The organism is Leptospira kobayashii (assembly GCF_003114835.2).
GTDB lineage: Bacteria > Spirochaetota > Leptospiria > Leptospirales > Leptospiraceae > Leptospira_A > Leptospira_A kobayashii.
Genome location: NZ_AP025028.1, coordinates 3,352,051 through 3,366,732, shown reverse-complemented (window position 1 = coordinate 3,366,732; position 14,682 = coordinate 3,352,051). Strand labels below are relative to the sequence as shown.

The following is a 14,682-nucleotide window of genomic DNA, read 5'->3' as shown; positions in this document are numbered from 1 at the left end:
TTTAAAAAGTTCATTCTTTTCTCGATTCGGACCAAAATACTAAGCAAACTAATTCAGTTTGGTGGCAATTTGCGAGAAAGTTAACATAAGATTGGTAGAATCACTCAAATTTCATTCATAACTGATCATAAAATCTGACATAAGAACCAATAGCAAAAAGGGGATCGCCCTGGTGTACGAACCAGGACGATCAAAGAGTCTTTGGCAAATGAGAAACAAATTTTCACTTAAAATTCAGGAAAAATAAAAACATCCTGTGTTCTAAATCCTTAAGACTTAGAACACAGGTTTAAAATGGGAGAGAGGAGTTAAACGGGGGGTGGTAGACTTAAGTATTGGTCTAACAGAAGATTTGAATATAGAGCTACAACATCGGACCCTTCCGAAACCGGAACGAAAGTTATACGGCAGACGTAGGACTTGGAATATCCAGTATCCGCATCTTCCGGAGATCCTTTGCCAAAATTTTCATTCGAAGACTCACAAGCATCCTGCACAGTGGAAGACATTTGCGAGTGGAACGAGCCTTTTGCGCTTGTGTTGGCCGTGCGGTTTGTAGTTGTTTTGACAACCCGAACGCGAACCAGCAGGTTTTCATCTGATAAAAAGGAAATGGCTAACGCTAGGGATAAGAAGGAAATTCCAACTGTCCTTAACATCTTTTTTGCCATATACACATTTGACTCATGAATCAGATTAAAATCCAGCATTTTTCGATTTAGGTGCTTAGTTTTTGAGCAAAAAACGAAAAAAATGAGCTATTACATTTTTATGAGACATAATGCGGCGATGGTCGTAAAATCCCCCGCCCTGAGATCAGCTTCGCTACTGATTCTTCGAATACTTCTTCGCTTCTATTGGCGCGAGGAAGGGGTTGGGGGGTGTGGCTTGTGGGCTGCTCGTTACCGCCTAACATAAAACCAACATTCGTCTTCCTCGATTTGCATTTTCGCAAAAATTCTTCCGGAAAGTTCGCCTTTTTGCTGCTAGAGGATTTTCCCCAGCCACTCAATTCGGAAAAGGTCCAATCTGCGGTCCAACATATTGCGGACAGCTCCTTTTTTCCTCACTTCCTTCAGAAGATCCAGGTCCAAGTCTGCGATTAGAGTCATTTCTGTGTTAGGCGTTGCCTCGGCGGCGATCGCATCATGAGGGAAGGAAAAATCGGAGGGGGTAAACACCGCCGACTGGGAATATTGGATGTCCATATTTTCGATGTTGGGAAGATTGCCGACGGAACCGGTCATCACTACATAGATTTCATTTTCGATGGCTCTTGCTTCCGCGCATTTTCTGACTCGGAGATATCCGTTTTTCGTATCGGTATAGTAGGGAACAAATAATATGTCTATCCCTCGTTCGGCGAGGATTCGGGTCAATTCGGGGAATTCTACGTCGTAACAGATGAGAATTCCTATTTTTCCCGCATCCGTTTCGAAAACCTTGAGAGTGTCTCCGCCTGTCACTCCCCAGTAGGATCTTTCGTCGGGGGTTGCGTGCAATTTGTACTGTGAATCGTAGGTTCCGTCCCTTCTGCAAAGAAAGGATACGTTTCTAAGCTCTTGGTCTTCGTATTCGAACATTGAGCCGGTGATGATATTGATATTATAGGAGACCGCAAGCTTAACCATCTCATCTTTCATTCTTTCCGTATGCTCGGCTAATGCGCGTACGGCGTTTGAAGCGCTCATTTTATTGAATTGAGTGAGAAGTGGCGCGTAAAAAAATTCCGGAAAAAGGCAAAAGTCAGCATTATAACTTGCTACGGTATCTACAAAAAATTCCACTTGGTCGCGGAGTTCCTCGAATGAACGAACGGATCTCATTTGCCATTGAACAGCTCCTACGCGAACGACTACTTTTTTTCTTCCGATGAGTTTTTCTTCGTCTTCGTAATAGATATTCAGCCATTCCAGTAAACAGGCATAAGAACTATAGCCTTTGTTATCCGGGAAATAGTTGGTAACGATCCGTCTGACGTGAAAGTCGTTTGCAAGCTGAAAGGACAATACCGGATCAAATAATTCCTTTTGTTTTACGAGATTTACGTATTCCTGGGGAGTCATCTCCGACTCATGATCTTTATAGCCGGGCAACCATCCTCCGACTATGATTCTTCTCAGATTCAATTTTTCGCAGACTTCTTTTCTCGCGTCATACAACCGCCTTCCCAATCGGAGTCCTTGGTATTTCGGATTCACGAATACGTCCACACCGTACAAACTGTCCCCTTCCGGGTTGTGGTTGGGTAATCCTCCCCCTCCCGTTATGGAATGGTAGGTATGTTTGTCTCCATGATCATTATAAGATACGATCATGGAAATGGCAGCCGCAATGACTTCTCCCTTGTCTTCGATCGCAATTTGACCTTCGGGAAAAATGTTGATTTGTCTTTCGAATTCTTCCTTAGTCCAGGCGCCGTCAAATGCCTTTGAGAAGACCATGTTCATTATTTTTTGAACGGAATCGTAATCGGAAGGACGCAAATGACGCAACTCAAGTTTGTGTTGCTCGCTAGCAGCTAACTTTGATTTTGCTGCTTTTTTCGGTTTCTTTTTTATTTTTTTCTTAGCGTCCATAATCGGAAAATCCGGTGTTAAAATACTTTCCCGGGATTCATAATTCCTTTGGGATCAAACACCGCTTTGATCGCCCGCATGGAATCGATTTCCGTTTGTGAGCGGGAAAATCCCAAATAGTCTTTTTTCAGAAGTCCTATCCCGTGTTCTGCGGAAATGGAACCTTTGTGTTTTTGAATGAGTTGGAACATCTCAGGATCCACTTGTTTGCATCTTTGAAAAAAATCGCTGTCGGAAAGTTCCTTGGGTTTAACTATATTTAGGTGAAGATTTCCGTCTCCGATATGTCCGAAGAGTGCGATCTCAAACCCTTGGTATTTGGATGAGAGAAGGGATTGCATATCACTCAGGAAGGCCTCCATATTGCGAAGAGGGAGGGAAATGTCGTTTTTATGAACCGTATAGGCAAGAGACAAAGATTCGGAGATTCCTTCTCTGTATTTCCAGAAGGTTTGATTTTGTCTGGTATTTTGGGCAATAGAACCGTCAGTGATCAGTTCCTTTTCCGTAATCGATTCCAAAATGGCGAAAAGTTTTTCTTCGTCCGATTCTTCCGAGATTTCGTATTCCATAAGCACATAGTATTCGCTAGGCGCCGGAAACGGATCGGAAACTCCCAAATGTTCTTTGACTTTGTTCAAACAATAATCCGTTAAAAATTCGAAAGCAAGTAAAGGTAAAGAAAAGTTATGTGTTTCTTTGAATATCTCCAGAATATTTTTGTATTCGGGAACAGCAAGAAACACTACCCGGATGTCTTTGGGAGGTTTCGTGAGTTTGACCACTGCCTCTGTGATGATTCCCAAAGTTCCTTCGGAACCGATAAACAGGTGTTTTAGATCATACCCGGTGTTGTTTTTTAAAATTTCCCCGTTGAAACGAAGTACTTCGCCTTTTCCCGTTACGACTGTTAATCCTAAAATCCAATCCCGGATGAGTCCGTAATGTACAACTCTCACTCCACCTGCATTGGTTGCGATATTTCCACCGATATGACTGGATCCTGTTGCGGCAAAATCTACCGGGAAATAGAATCCTCTCTCTTCCGCTTGCGCATGAAGTTCTTTGGTAATCATACCGGCTTGTACGTGTAAGGTGCCAAGAAATGGATCGAAATCGACTATTTTGTTCATTTTGGAAAGCGAGATTACGATCTCACTGTCTTTAGCAACAGCGCCTCCTGCATATCCTGTCCGACCACCTGACGGGACAATGGCGATCCCGTTTTGGTAAGCATAATCCACCGCTTTTGCGACATCTTCCGTAGTTTCGGGAAGGATCAGTATTTGATAATTCGGCTTGTAAACTTTAGTACGATCCGTTCCATAGGAATCGAATGTCCCTAAGTCCAATTTTCCGTCATCTCTTGTAAAAACTTTCTCTTTTCCGAGAAGTCGGATCAAATCTTCTTTCGCATTGTCTGTAACAGTCGTCATTGTATTTCCTTTAAATCTCCGAAAGATCGATCTGCGAATTTACTGCAGGATCGTCCTCCCCTGGAAAAAGTCTCGTATAGGAACCGTCCGATTCCAAAACTCTGGCTTGGGTATTGTCCCGAAGCAACAGGTCGAGTATCTTATTGATTCTTTTTTTATGTTTGTCCTGCAAAATCGGGAACATAACTTCGATTCGGCGCTGGAAATTTCTAGGCATACAGTCCGCGGAAGCCAAGTATACTTCGTTTTTTCCTCCGTTCTGGAAAAAATAAATACGCGAGTGTTCCAGATAACGACCGATAATCGAACGAACTTTTATGTTCTCCGAAACCCCTTTGATTCCAGGCCGAAGACAACATATCCCTCTGATGATAAGATCGATTTTCACTCCCGCCTGACTTGCCTCATAGAGTTTCATAATCACATCGGGATCGACGAGTGAATTCATTTTGAAAATGACTCTTGCTTCTTTTTTGGCGCGGGCGTTTTCCGTTTCTCTTTGGATTAGATTTAAAAAACCTTCTTTTAAAAAAGTAGGTGCCGCATAAATCTGAGTCAGTTTCGGCATTTTTCCCGAGCTGGTGATTGTATTGAAAAGGATGGCTACATCTTCCGTAATTTCCGGTTCTGCGGTAAACAAACTTACGTCCGTATAGAATCTTGCCGTTGTGGAATTGTAATTTCCCGTGCCGAGGTGAACATAACGGTTTAGTTTGTCGTCTTCCCGTCTAACAATGAGTAACATTTTGCAATGGATCTTCAAACCCACCACTCCGTAAACCACATGGACTCCGAAATCTTCCAGTTTTTGCGCCCAACGAATATTTCTTTCTTCGTCAAACCTTGCTTTGAGTTCTACCAGCACGGTTACCTGTTTTCCGTTTTCGGCGGCTTCACCTAAGTATTGTATAATGGGAGAATCTCCTGATGTGCGGTACAAAGTCATTTTGATGGCGAGCACTTTGGGATCGGAACTTGCGATCTTCAGCATGTCTTCGATCGAACGGAAACTTTCGTAAGGATGGTGGAGCAGGTGATCCGTTTTTCGAATCTCTTGAAAAATGGATTCTCCTTTTTTGATATTGAAGCCTGCTTTCGGTTTCGGATATGAAAATTTCAAATGACCGGTCTTGTCCAGAGTTTGAAAATACATAAGATCGTTTAAATTGAGTAAGGTGGGAATTTCCATTACCTGATAATCTTCCAATTCCAAAAGACCTTTGAGTATATCTTTGATATGGCCCGCACCGCTATGAACATCCAGACGAATGGCATCTCCCCACATTCTGTTTTTCAGTTCGTTTTTCATCTTTGTGAGAAGATCGCCTATGTTTTGTTCTTCGTTAAAGGAAATGTCGGCGTCGCGAACGATTTTGAACGTGTGGATTTGTTTTACATCCATTCCGTAGAAAAGATCGCTTAAATGAAGTTTGATGATCTCTTCGAGAGGAAAATATCTTCTTTCATCCGGATCGGAAGTAGCCGGTAATTGCAGGAAACGGGGAAGTACGTTCGGTACTTGAACGATTGCGAATAATTCCTTTACCTTGTTTTTGTCTTCATCCGAGTAAAGGGTGATTCCCAAATTCAAAGTTCTGTTCAAAAGATGAGGGAAGGGATGGGACGGATCGATCGCCAGAGGAGTGAGGATGGAAGATACTTCTCTTTTGTAATAGTTTTTAACAAACTGGATATCTTCTCCCCGAAGGTCTTTCGGGTCTTGGACGATGCTGATTTTGTTTTCGCTTAATTCATGTAAGATGGTCGAAAGACTTTCGTATTGGGTTTTTACAAAACCGGACACCTTTTCGTAAACTTCGCTGATGATTTCGGATGTGCGTTTTCCGTTCAGGCTTCTTTCGTCCACACCTGCGGTTTTCAAATTGATAAGTCCCGCCACGCGAACCATAAAAAATTCGTCTAAATTGTTCTCGGTGATACAAAGGAACTTCAGCCGCTCCAAAAGAGGGTTGTTTGTATTTTGGGCTTCCTCGAGGACTCGAAAATTGAAATCGACCCAGGAAAGTTCTCTGTCAAAAAAGATATTTGGGTTCCCCAGTTCTATTTTTTCTGGTGGGTTAGCAGTCATAATTATCAAATTGCGGAAGGAAAAAATTCTGTAAATTCCTAATCATTTAAGCGAATTCGACGACACTAGCTTTGAGGGGTTGTAGGAAAAAAATGCCAGCATACACGATGCCAGGTCTTATGACCGGCCAAAATACCAACGAAATCGTCAAAAAGCTCGTAGATTTGGAGCGTCGCCCTATCAAACGTTGGGAGACCGAAAATGAATATGCCAAAGCGCAAATTCAAGTCTGGAATGAGGTGAAAAATCTCACCACCAACCTACAAACCAAAACCCGCGCCCTGGTTTCCTTTACGGCTCCTTTTGCCACAAAATCCGTTACTTCTTCGGTAGAAGGCGCAATCACAGGGGAAGCTTCCCGCGCTGCCAAATCGGGAGAAAGACCTCTCGAAATTCTGGAACTTGCCACAAAACACCAATTATCCGGTGTTCCGGTTGACACCGATACAAAATTGCCTGCGGGGAGTTTTACCGTTTATTCCGGAAAATTAAAAGAAACAATTCAGTTTCCCGGCGGAAATCTTTCCGAACTTACCAATTCCATCCGCAACTTGGCCGGTGGTATTGCGCAAGGCACAGTCATCAAAATCGACAAGGATTCGTCTCTCGTTACTGTAACATCCGTTAAGACAGGGAAGTCGAATGTATTGCAATTCTCCGATCCGGACGGGATCTTAAAAGCAGCAGGACTTGTGGGAGAAAACAAAGCTGCGGGAGAAACGACTTCGACTCCGCTTGTTTTGAATTTGGAAACGCAAGTTCCCTATGAAGAAGATCGTTTTAAAAGTTCGAAAGAGCCTGAGAAAAAAGTTTCCAAAACGGAAATCGCAATGATTATCAAAGCCGACACAGCATTTTTATTGGATGTAAATCCTTTGGAGATCAGTCCCCGCTCTTATATTGAATTTCAAGTGGAAGGGGAAGCTCCTTCCTCCTGGGAATTGGGAATCTCAGCCGACAAAGACGGAAATGTTAGAAACAAATTGATTCCCGTTCCGGTAAAAGACGGAAAATATTCTCTTCCTATCTCCGATTTTGCAGAAGGAAAAAAGTTAACAAAGATTATACTGACAAATGCTTCTGCGACGGACGTATCTTTAAAGTCAGTGACTTTTTTTCAACCACCTCTTCCGGGAACTGCAGAACCTTTGAAAGTTTTGGCGGAACCGAAAGATGCCAAATTTAAAATCGACGGAGTGGAAATCACCCGGGAATCGAATGATGCCATTACCGATGTTTTGGAAGGAATTTCTTTTTCCATTCACAAACCTACTACTGAGCCGGTGACACTTAACATCAATGTGGACAATGCGAAAGGGATGCTACTCATCAAAGAATGGGTTCAAGCCTACAACGAGCTGATGAAATTTTCCAAAGAAGTCACTTCCGTGGAAAAAAATTCCAAGATCTCCGATAAAAAGGCGAGTGATAATACCAAAGAGTTGGATATCTCCAAAGAATTTTGGGATAATAAAGTCAAATCGGGAATTCTTGCCGGTGAAAACTCCGTTTTACGCCTGATAGCTGGTATGAAGACGGTTGCAAACTCTTATTATCCTGTAACAAAAGAATCCGGGTTCCGGGTACTTACGGACATAGGAATCTCGACCGGGGCAGTAGGTTCCAATTGGGAAAAAATCCAGGACGGAGCACTCATCATCGATGAACCGAAGCTTACCCAGGCACTCTCCGACAATCCCGACGGAGTACGGGAACTCTTTGCATCGGATACGAATAACGATGCTAAGATGGAAGACGGCGTAGGCGTTAGACTGCTTGAAAATCTAAAACCGTACAATCAATACGCTTCCGGGATTGTTACCAGTAAGGTTAAACTTCTGGAAGACAACTTGGCGGGTAATAATAAAAAAATCAAAGAACATGAATCGCATCTATTGAGTTACGAAGCAAAACTAAAACAAAGATTTCTCTATATGGAACAAGGCGTAGGGAAAAACAAATCAGTCGGGACTTATTTACAAAACAATCTATTTCGCGGAGGTCAGGATTAGTATGAATATTTATATTAACGATCAAAAATTGGAAACAAAATTGAATGGGGAAACTCATTTGGGTGAAGTATTGGATGAAATACAAAAATGGATCGAATCCAATGGAAAATATCTTCGTCATTTTACAGTGAACGGCCAGGAAATCAATCGTTCCGAAGTGGAAACTTGGGGAGTGGAAAAAGCGGAAAGAATCGATCTCGTTGTCGGTGAAGAATTGGATATCATCGAAGATAGCCTTGTTGAATTGGATCGTTATGTGGATGTCGTAGGTTCGACTCTTGTGGGAAGAGACTCCCTGACGGAAAAAGAAAATTCCGATTTGAAGGAAGGAATTCCTTGGATCGAGTCGATGCTTCTTTCCACAAAAAAGCTTCTTCATTTGAATCTTTCTTCCATCAAACCTATGGGCAAGGGTAAAAACGTGGAAGAGATCATCGAATCTTTGAAGTTAGGATCGCAAAACTTGGATTCTACGAATGCAATCGAAGCGTTTTTGGAAGACTTACGTGATTTAAAATTGTTTCTAATCGATCTAAGCGCCAGATTGAATGTAATCCGAAAAGACGACGAAGAGTTATTTGAAATCATCGGACAGTTCGTAAAAGACAAAGACAAAGTTAAAAAAGACTTCATGCTTGTGAATGAAAACTTTCAATCGGGCAAAGACTATCTCGCTACTGAAATTCTAACGGATGCTGTGGGAAGATTGAATTCGTTGATTTCCGCGCTCGTATCTTTGCAGTCCCGTCATACGGAGAACAAATGGTCGGAGATTCTGATTGATGGAAAATCGTTGGGTGAGCTCACTTCTTCGCTCAATGAAACTTTGAACGGAATCGCATCCGCCATGGAAAAAAACGATATCGTATATGCGGGAGATATTTTGGAATACGAACTTCCCGAATTGTTGGAAGGTATGGTTCCTTTCTTGGAAAAGATTCTGGAAAGCGTTAAAAACTAATAGTTTTTAGACGAAACTAAAATGACTTTATTTTTGGATTTAGACAATACGATTCTTCCCTCAAAAGAAGCTTATGCGGACTCTATTTCCAAATTGGCTTCTTTTTGGAAACAAAAAGGATGGGGCGAAGAAGAGGATTTTTTGTCCCGCTATGAAGACGCCAGAAAGGTCATCAAACAAAGGTTAAAAGGTCATTCTTCGAACCGACTTCGAATTCTCTGCTTTAAAGAAATGGTGAGCGGGAAATGGAATGGAATTTCCGTTAAAAAAATAGAAACCATTCTCGATTTGGAATCCAAATACTTCGAATTTTTCACCGATTTTTTAAAAAAAGAAAAAAGCAAAAATCATAATTGGGATGAAGTATTTTCCCTTTTGAAAGCAATCTCCACCAATTCGAAAATTTTCTTTCTTACAAACGAAAATTTGAAGACCCAGTTACTCAAAATCCAATCTTTCTTTCCTTCCGATTTTCGATTCCATCTGATTACGTCGGAGGATTTGGGTGTGGAAAAACCGGATGAAAGGTATTTTCATTTTGCCTTGGAAGAAGCGAATTCCCTGCCAAGCGATTGTTTTATGGTAGGGGATAGTTTGGAAGACGATATTGAGGGTGCTAAAAGAAAAAACATTCCTGCTATCTACCAAAAACAAAGGTTTGGTGAAAACAGGGAGATCCGGGAGTTGAGTGCAGCTCCGCTTGTTTTGGAATCGGAAAATCTGATTTCTACTTTAAATTATATCCGGACTACCTGGAATTTATAGACGAATCATTTTCAATTCGCCAAACATAAGTTTATTTGTTTCCGTTGTTTGTGTGGAATTGAAATAAATCTTTCGCGTCCAGCTCCAATCTTTCCAAATACTCACTCGCTAGTCGTTCCCCGGATTCTATTTGCCAGGATATTCCGTTTCTGTTGATAAAACGCGATATCTTTTTGTATTTGGGTTCAATGAGCCAATACTCTTTGACACCGTTCTTAAGATAAGAGATCATCCTTTTCTCCAGGCTATCCAAATGGGAGGAAAGGATTTCTACGATTATCTCCGGTGTCGAATGGATGCATGTTTTGTTCGCACTTGTGATCGGATGTTTTAAATAAATGATATCGGGATGAAAGACTTCTCCGGCAGGAAAAAACAAATTTGTCTCTTCTAAAATTTCTCCGGGGAATTCGTTTCCAACGGCGTTCCGAATGAGGCTCGCGATTCTTTTTTGAATTTTGTAATGTTGAAAAGATTTGCCGAATCGCAAATGAAGAACCCCATCTACGATCCTATAACCGTAACCGTCGTGTGGTAGTTCCTGAAATTCCTTCGGTGTTGCCCGCCATCCAACATAACGGGGACCATGCGATAGTGTCACAAAGTCTTTTCTTAAATTGAGTTTTCTGTTATTCATAAATCTTCGAAGATATCTGTTTTTATAGCAGATCATATTTCGAAGCTTGCAAAAAATAGGATTGGAAGCTATCTTTACGATCTTAATGTTTTTTGACGAAATTTAGTTTGCAAAAAGACAAAAAAATCCCGGGATCAATGGAAAAGAGACAAAAACCGGGCTTCCTTAGTAGAAGCCCTTAGTGTTTGTAGTAGGGAAGCCTACAGAGGCTTTCGTAAAGTCAAAAACAAGGTATTGTTCCAATTGACCAGTCCGAAACTAAGGTTGAAAATCAATTTTGTAAGAAAATAATAACCTAACTTTGCATAAACGGCAAGTTTGCTTTTGGAACCGGCGACCGATAAAATAGGCATAAGCACCTTATATTCCGGTTTGATGAAACCGCATTGTCTACCGAGTTCCGCCAAGGTTTTCATTTTATAATTATTCACATGATCTTTGGCTTCCAGATAATGAACATCCGGTTTCATTCCCCGCAAAGTCACTTTCAATCTCGCTTTTGCCAACTGGATGGGAAAGTTGGGAGTTTGTAAAAATAATACCCCACCCGGCTTGAGTAGCGTAAATAAATACGTAAGCAAAAAATGAGGTTTTGGAATATGTTCTATCACATCCCAAAGAGTGATCACATCAAACGAGTTAGCTTGCAGTCCTGAATCCTGAACAAGTCCTGCATGAACTGTAGTGAGTTTGTTTTCTTTTTTAGCAAAATCCACCGCGCGTGTGGAAATTTCATAACCGTGAGCTTCCCAGGATGTCGACTCTTGTACTGCTTTTACGAAAAACCCAAGCCCGCATCCCACATCCAAAAGTTTTCCTTTCGGTGCTTTCAGATAAGTTCGGATAAAATCTTTGTAGATTCCTCTATGCGCCTTGTCCCACCATTCCAAATCATAGGACTCGTCTTCTCCGTCCCAATAACCTTCGTAATGTTCCGCTTGTTCGAAAGATGAGTAAACATGGCCGCAGGATTTACATTCTACAATGGGAATTCCATTTTCATTAAAAACAGTAGAGGATTCGGAGGATTGGCAGAGAATACAGGATTTCATGTTTACTCCATGTATCGTCTAAATAGGGAACGCTGGGTCAAACCAAAAAAGGAGCCGATCTCGCTTGCCAACGGAACCCTCTTTTTCAGGATTGGGTAGAGAAGCTGTTTCGGAGTTATCATTTATGAAGTTAAAATTTACTAAAATGGAAGGGATTGGAAACGACTACGTTTACGTTGATGCCACAAAAGAAGACATCCGCTTAAGCCCCGAACAGATCCAAAAACTATCCGATCGCAATTTCGGAATCGGAAGCGACGGAGTTATTTTTATTCGTAATTCCAAATCCGGCGAATTCCAAATGGATATGTACAATTCCGACGGAAGCTCTTCCGAAATGTGCGGAAACGGAGTCCGTTCCGTAGGTAAGTATGTATTTGACCATGGGTTAACAAAGAACACCCGACCCACAATCGAAACAGGAAAAGGTGTTTTGACTTTGGATCTTTCCACCGATTCCAATGGAAAAGTCCAAATGGTTTCCGTAGATATGGGAGAACCGATTTTACAACCTTCCCTGATCCCCATCGTTTGGCCGGGTACGGACCCGGTTGTAAATCAAACCATCGAAGTGGATGGGCAAAAATACCAATTTACATCCGTTAGTATGGGAAATCCTCATTGTGTAATATTTGTGGAAGATTCGGATAAATTTCCTGTGCATGAAGTAGGTTCCAAAATCGAACACCATCCTCTTTTTCCGAGAAGAGTGAATGTGGAGTTTGTTACGGTTCGCGGCAAAGATCATCTTTACCAAAGAACCTGGGAACGCGGAGCGGGAGAAACTCTTGCTTGCGGAACCGGGGCTTGTGCAGTTGCAGTTGCTTCTCACCTAACGGGGAGAGCCGGACGTAAAGTAAGAATCGATTTGAGAGGAGGAACTTTGCATATTGAGTGGAATGAATCCGGAAATATCATCATGACAGGTCCTGCCAAAGAAGTATTTACGGGAGAGATCGAAATTTAAAGAGATTCGAAGAATCTCTTTTTATTTCTTTAAAAAATCAACTTTCTGTAGTTCACCCATTCTGCGTTTTGTTTCTTTAGATGCTTCGATCATACCTTCCGCCAAAGGAAGGTGAGCGTAATCTTGGTATTTCACTACTTCACCGAACACTAAGTTTACTTTTTTATAAACCACTCTTTTCTTGATTTCGCAAACTTCTTTGGGCATTCCCATAAAAGCGCGAACCAGAGGAGGGATCGGGTAATCGGAAATGGTTTCTTCTTCCGGGATGATGACAGCAGGAAGTATATCGACTTTGTTTCGTAAGCTGAATGCGGCAAATCCGTCGTGGAACTTTGCGAGAGGTGCTGAAAAATCATTTTGCACCATATAATCATGACCTTCGGGAAATATACCAAGCACATCTCCGTTTTTGAAAACCTGTTGTACTTTCTTGATACTCGCCATGGAAATATTTCCATCAATCGCCATAGGGATGGTTCCGGTTTTTTCCACTAAGTCTTTGAAAAGGGGAATACGGGTTGTGTACTCCGCCGCAATCCAAGAAATGAATCTGGGAAATACGGATCCGATGACGAAAGGATCCATATCACTTCTATGATTGCAGGTTAGAATCAGTTTTCCTGTGGGAACTATATTATGGTAACCGTAAATAGTCGTCGATACGGCTAGATTAAAAAATGGAGTTACGAACTTTTTGATGTTCTCTACATTCTTTTTAACCTGATCGACTGTATTTTCCATCTTTTTATTCTCCAATTAATTTTTTCCACCATGACTTTGTTTGGTCATCGTTAAGCGCCCGTTTGTTTGGGTCTGCGCCTTGGCGGTTTGCATCGTCTTGGTCATTCCCTTCCGTTACTGAAAAGGTGTCCCTTCTCCTCTTTCCTGTTTGGGGTGCAGGAAGAGTTCTTTTTATCTCTTCCAATTCTCTTTGAGCCCCAGCATTTGATTTAAGATACGCGCGAATCTCGTCCCATTGGGAGTCAAAATCATTTCCATAAATGGCGTAGTTCATTAGATCGATTCGATCAAAATCGGGCATATAAGCGGAATCCTTCCCTAGTTTCTCCTTTAGAGTTCAGACTAGTTTTCTGTGAAATTCAATCTAATTTTTCCGGGGTAAATCCTAGCTGAGGAGAGGATTTTTGGGGACGGGAGTTGAAGAATCGGGGGTGGGATTCCCGATGATATTAAGGTGAGAGATAGAATCGAGTCAAAGCGACATAAGATCAAAAAAGCGAACCAGAACCAAACTACACTGCCAGGCAACGTGATTCCTTTTCCAAATTCCCGTCCGAACAAAGAGAAAATTTCCGATCTTTATGAAGATTTGTTTTGCGGGGTAGAGGCGGAGAAAGAAGGCTTAATATAGATGATAAAAAAACTACTTCCGATCGCCTTTTTTTTCCTGGTATTTTCCGATTCCATGTGCCTTAGGCTCTGGATTGTTTCCGGAAAGTTCAGAACGGTCGAAGACACCAGAGAGAATAAATCCTATCAAAGAACGCGTTCCTTTCTAAAAGCGAAACAATGGTTGGAATACAAACTGGACCCCGAGATTTCCAAAATCAAAGAAGAAAATCAGGATGCGGGAACGATCAAAGGGATAGGTCAGATTCGTTGTTATGTGCCTTACGGGATCGGAGAAGTGGATGCCAACGAACACGAGTTCAATTATTCAATTTCCATCAGGGACGGATCCGCAACGATCTTAGTTGATAAAATCTTTTCTTTTATCAGAGATCCGAACGACATCATTTTGAATTACGGGCCGAAAGACGAAAGAGTGGCAAAAGTAACGATTCGTTCCTGTTTTAAACCCTTATTGGATGATTTTTTCGAATATATAAAATAAAAGACTTTGGTTTAAGAATTAACGATCCAGAGAACCGGGGGAACCTACGGCACCGTATGTGTTTGTGCCTGTGGGAGAACCCGTCAGGCCGTAATAGTCCAAATTCTGAGAGCCTGTGCTGCTGGTTCCGCTTTGCACATTTGCATCTTGTGAGCTGTTCCCTGCGGAACTAGCGGCAGGTGTTTTGCCGTCACCTTCTAGCAAGTCGGTAATGTCTTTTGTATTCAGAACTTGCGAACCGCAGCCCAAGATCAAAAGAGAAAGTAGCGAAACCGAGAAGATTCGTAAACTCATGATTCGATTTTAAGTAACCTAGGAGTAAGGCG

General features: G+C 41.8%; 14 protein-coding genes. 5 read left to right on the top strand and 9 right to left on the bottom strand.

Annotated elements, in window-relative coordinates:
• Positions 1–308: 308 nt before the first annotated feature.
• From DI077_RS15095 to ppk1, 4 genes are all read right to left on the bottom strand, one after another.
• On the bottom strand, positions 309–710 hold the full coding sequence (locus tag DI077_RS15095; RefSeq protein ID WP_109021029.1) for a hypothetical protein: 402 nt from the start codon (positions 708–710) through the stop codon (positions 309–311).
• Positions 711–986: 276 nt separating this feature from the next.
• A complete protein-coding gene (locus tag DI077_RS15090) occupies positions 987–2,579 on the bottom strand; it encodes a bifunctional GNAT family N-acetyltransferase/carbon-nitrogen hydrolase family protein (protein WP_109021030.1) in 1,593 nt (530 codons plus the stop codon).
• A 17-nt stretch (positions 2,580–2,596) separates the two neighbouring features.
• Positions 2,597–4,015 carry an FAD-binding oxidoreductase gene (locus tag DI077_RS15085; protein WP_109021031.1) on the bottom strand — a complete coding sequence of 473 codons (1,419 nt, stop codon included), beginning with the start codon at positions 4,013–4,015 and terminating at the stop codon, positions 2,597–2,599.
• A gap of 10 nt (positions 4,016–4,025) precedes the next feature.
• Positions 4,026–6,104 carry a polyphosphate kinase 1 gene (gene ppk1 / locus DI077_RS15080; protein ID WP_109021032.1) on the bottom strand — a complete coding sequence of 693 codons (2,079 nt, stop codon included), beginning with the start codon at positions 6,102–6,104 and terminating at the stop codon, positions 4,026–4,028.
• 92 nt (positions 6,105–6,196) lie between these two features.
• Here ppk1 and fliD point away from each other — a divergent pair, with 92 nt between their 5' ends.
• From fliD to DI077_RS15065, 3 genes are read left to right on the top strand one after another with little or no spacing between them, the layout of a single operon-like run.
• Entirely contained in the window at positions 6,197–8,116 is a 1,920-nt protein-coding gene (gene fliD, locus DI077_RS15075; RefSeq protein ID WP_109021033.1) for a flagellar filament capping protein FliD, read from the top strand.
• 1 nt (position 8,117) lies between these two features.
• The gene (locus DI077_RS15070; RefSeq protein WP_109021034.1) at positions 8,118–9,077 is read left to right on the top strand and encodes a hypothetical protein; all 960 of its coding nucleotides are present in this window, start codon (positions 8,118–8,120) and stop codon (positions 9,075–9,077) included.
• 21 nt (positions 9,078–9,098) lie between these two features.
• Positions 9,099–9,842 (top strand): HAD family hydrolase, encoded by a 744-nt coding sequence (locus tag DI077_RS15065; RefSeq protein ID WP_109021035.1) that lies wholly within the window; start codon positions 9,099–9,101, stop codon positions 9,840–9,842.
• A 31-nt stretch (positions 9,843–9,873) separates the two neighbouring features.
• Here DI077_RS15065 and DI077_RS15060 read toward each other — a convergent pair whose 3' ends face one another.
• Entirely contained in the window at positions 9,874–10,479 is a 606-nt protein-coding gene (locus DI077_RS15060; protein WP_167837176.1) for a Uma2 family endonuclease, read from the bottom strand.
• 200 nt (positions 10,480–10,679) lie between these two features.
• A complete protein-coding gene (locus DI077_RS15055) occupies positions 10,680–11,531 on the bottom strand; it encodes a methyltransferase domain-containing protein (RefSeq protein ID WP_109021037.1) in 852 nt (283 codons plus the stop codon).
• 124 nt (positions 11,532–11,655) lie between these two features.
• Between DI077_RS15055 and dapF the strand changes: the two genes are divergently transcribed.
• The gene (gene dapF / locus DI077_RS15050) at positions 11,656–12,498 is read left to right on the top strand and encodes a diaminopimelate epimerase (RefSeq protein WP_109021197.1); all 843 of its coding nucleotides are present in this window, start codon (positions 11,656–11,658) and stop codon (positions 12,496–12,498) included.
• Positions 12,499–12,519: 21 nt separating this feature from the next.
• Here the strand turns inward: dapF and DI077_RS15045 are convergent, their stop codons facing one another.
• Positions 12,520–13,242 (bottom strand): lysophospholipid acyltransferase family protein, encoded by a 723-nt coding sequence (locus tag DI077_RS15045; RefSeq protein WP_109021200.1) that lies wholly within the window; start codon positions 13,240–13,242, stop codon positions 12,520–12,522.
• Positions 13,243–13,246: 4 nt separating this feature from the next.
• A complete protein-coding gene (locus tag DI077_RS15040; protein ID WP_109021038.1) occupies positions 13,247–13,543 on the bottom strand; it encodes a hypothetical protein in 297 nt (98 codons plus the stop codon).
• A gap of 330 nt (positions 13,544–13,873) precedes the next feature.
• Here DI077_RS15040 and DI077_RS15035 point away from each other — a divergent pair, with 330 nt between their 5' ends.
• Positions 13,874–14,356, top strand: coding sequence for a DUF4468 domain-containing protein (locus tag DI077_RS15035; protein ID WP_109021039.1), 483 nt, complete (start codon positions 13,874–13,876; stop codon positions 14,354–14,356).
• Between the two features lie 18 nt (positions 14,357–14,374).
• On the opposite strand, the gene DI077_RS15030 is transcribed toward DI077_RS15035, so the two are convergent.
• Complete coding sequence (locus tag DI077_RS15030) at positions 14,375–14,650, bottom strand: hypothetical protein (protein ID WP_242935232.1); 276 nt, start codon at positions 14,648–14,650, stop codon at positions 14,375–14,377.
• Positions 14,651–14,682: the final 32 nt, after the last annotated feature.

Coding starts and splice junctions, on each gene's coding strand:
- DI077_RS15095 (WP_109021029.1), bottom strand. CDS start 710: ATGCTGGATTTTAATCTGATTCATGAGTCAAATGTGTATATGGCAAAA.
- DI077_RS15090 (WP_109021030.1), bottom strand. CDS start 2,579: ATGGACGCTAAGAAAAAAATAAAAAAGAAACCGAAAAAAGCAGCAAAA.
- DI077_RS15085 (WP_109021031.1), bottom strand. CDS start 4,015: ATGACGACTGTTACAGACAATGCGAAAGAAGATTTGATCCGACTTCTC.
- ppk1 (WP_109021032.1), bottom strand. CDS start 6,104: ATGACTGCTAACCCACCAGAAAAAATAGAACTGGGGAACCCAAATATC.
- fliD (WP_109021033.1), top strand. CDS start 6,197: ATGCCAGCATACACGATGCCAGGTCTTATGACCGGCCAAAATACCAAC.
- DI077_RS15070 (WP_109021034.1), top strand. CDS start 8,118: ATGAATATTTATATTAACGATCAAAAATTGGAAACAAAATTGAATGGG.
- DI077_RS15065 (WP_109021035.1), top strand. CDS start 9,099: ATGACTTTATTTTTGGATTTAGACAATACGATTCTTCCCTCAAAAGAA.
- DI077_RS15060 (WP_167837176.1), bottom strand. CDS start 10,479: ATGAATAACAGAAAACTCAATTTAAGAAAAGACTTTGTGACACTATCG.
- DI077_RS15055 (WP_109021037.1), bottom strand. CDS start 11,531: ATGAAATCCTGTATTCTCTGCCAATCCTCCGAATCCTCTACTGTTTTT.
- dapF (WP_109021197.1), top strand. CDS start 11,656: ATGAAGTTAAAATTTACTAAAATGGAAGGGATTGGAAACGACTACGTT.
- DI077_RS15045 (WP_109021200.1), bottom strand. CDS start 13,242: ATGGAAAATACAGTCGATCAGGTTAAAAAGAATGTAGAGAACATCAAA.
- DI077_RS15040 (WP_109021038.1), bottom strand. CDS start 13,543: ATGCCCGATTTTGATCGAATCGATCTAATGAACTACGCCATTTATGGA.
- DI077_RS15035 (WP_109021039.1), top strand. CDS start 13,874: ATGATAAAAAAACTACTTCCGATCGCCTTTTTTTTCCTGGTATTTTCC.
- DI077_RS15030 (WP_242935232.1), bottom strand. CDS start 14,650: ATGAGTTTACGAATCTTCTCGGTTTCGCTACTTTCTCTTTTGATCTTG.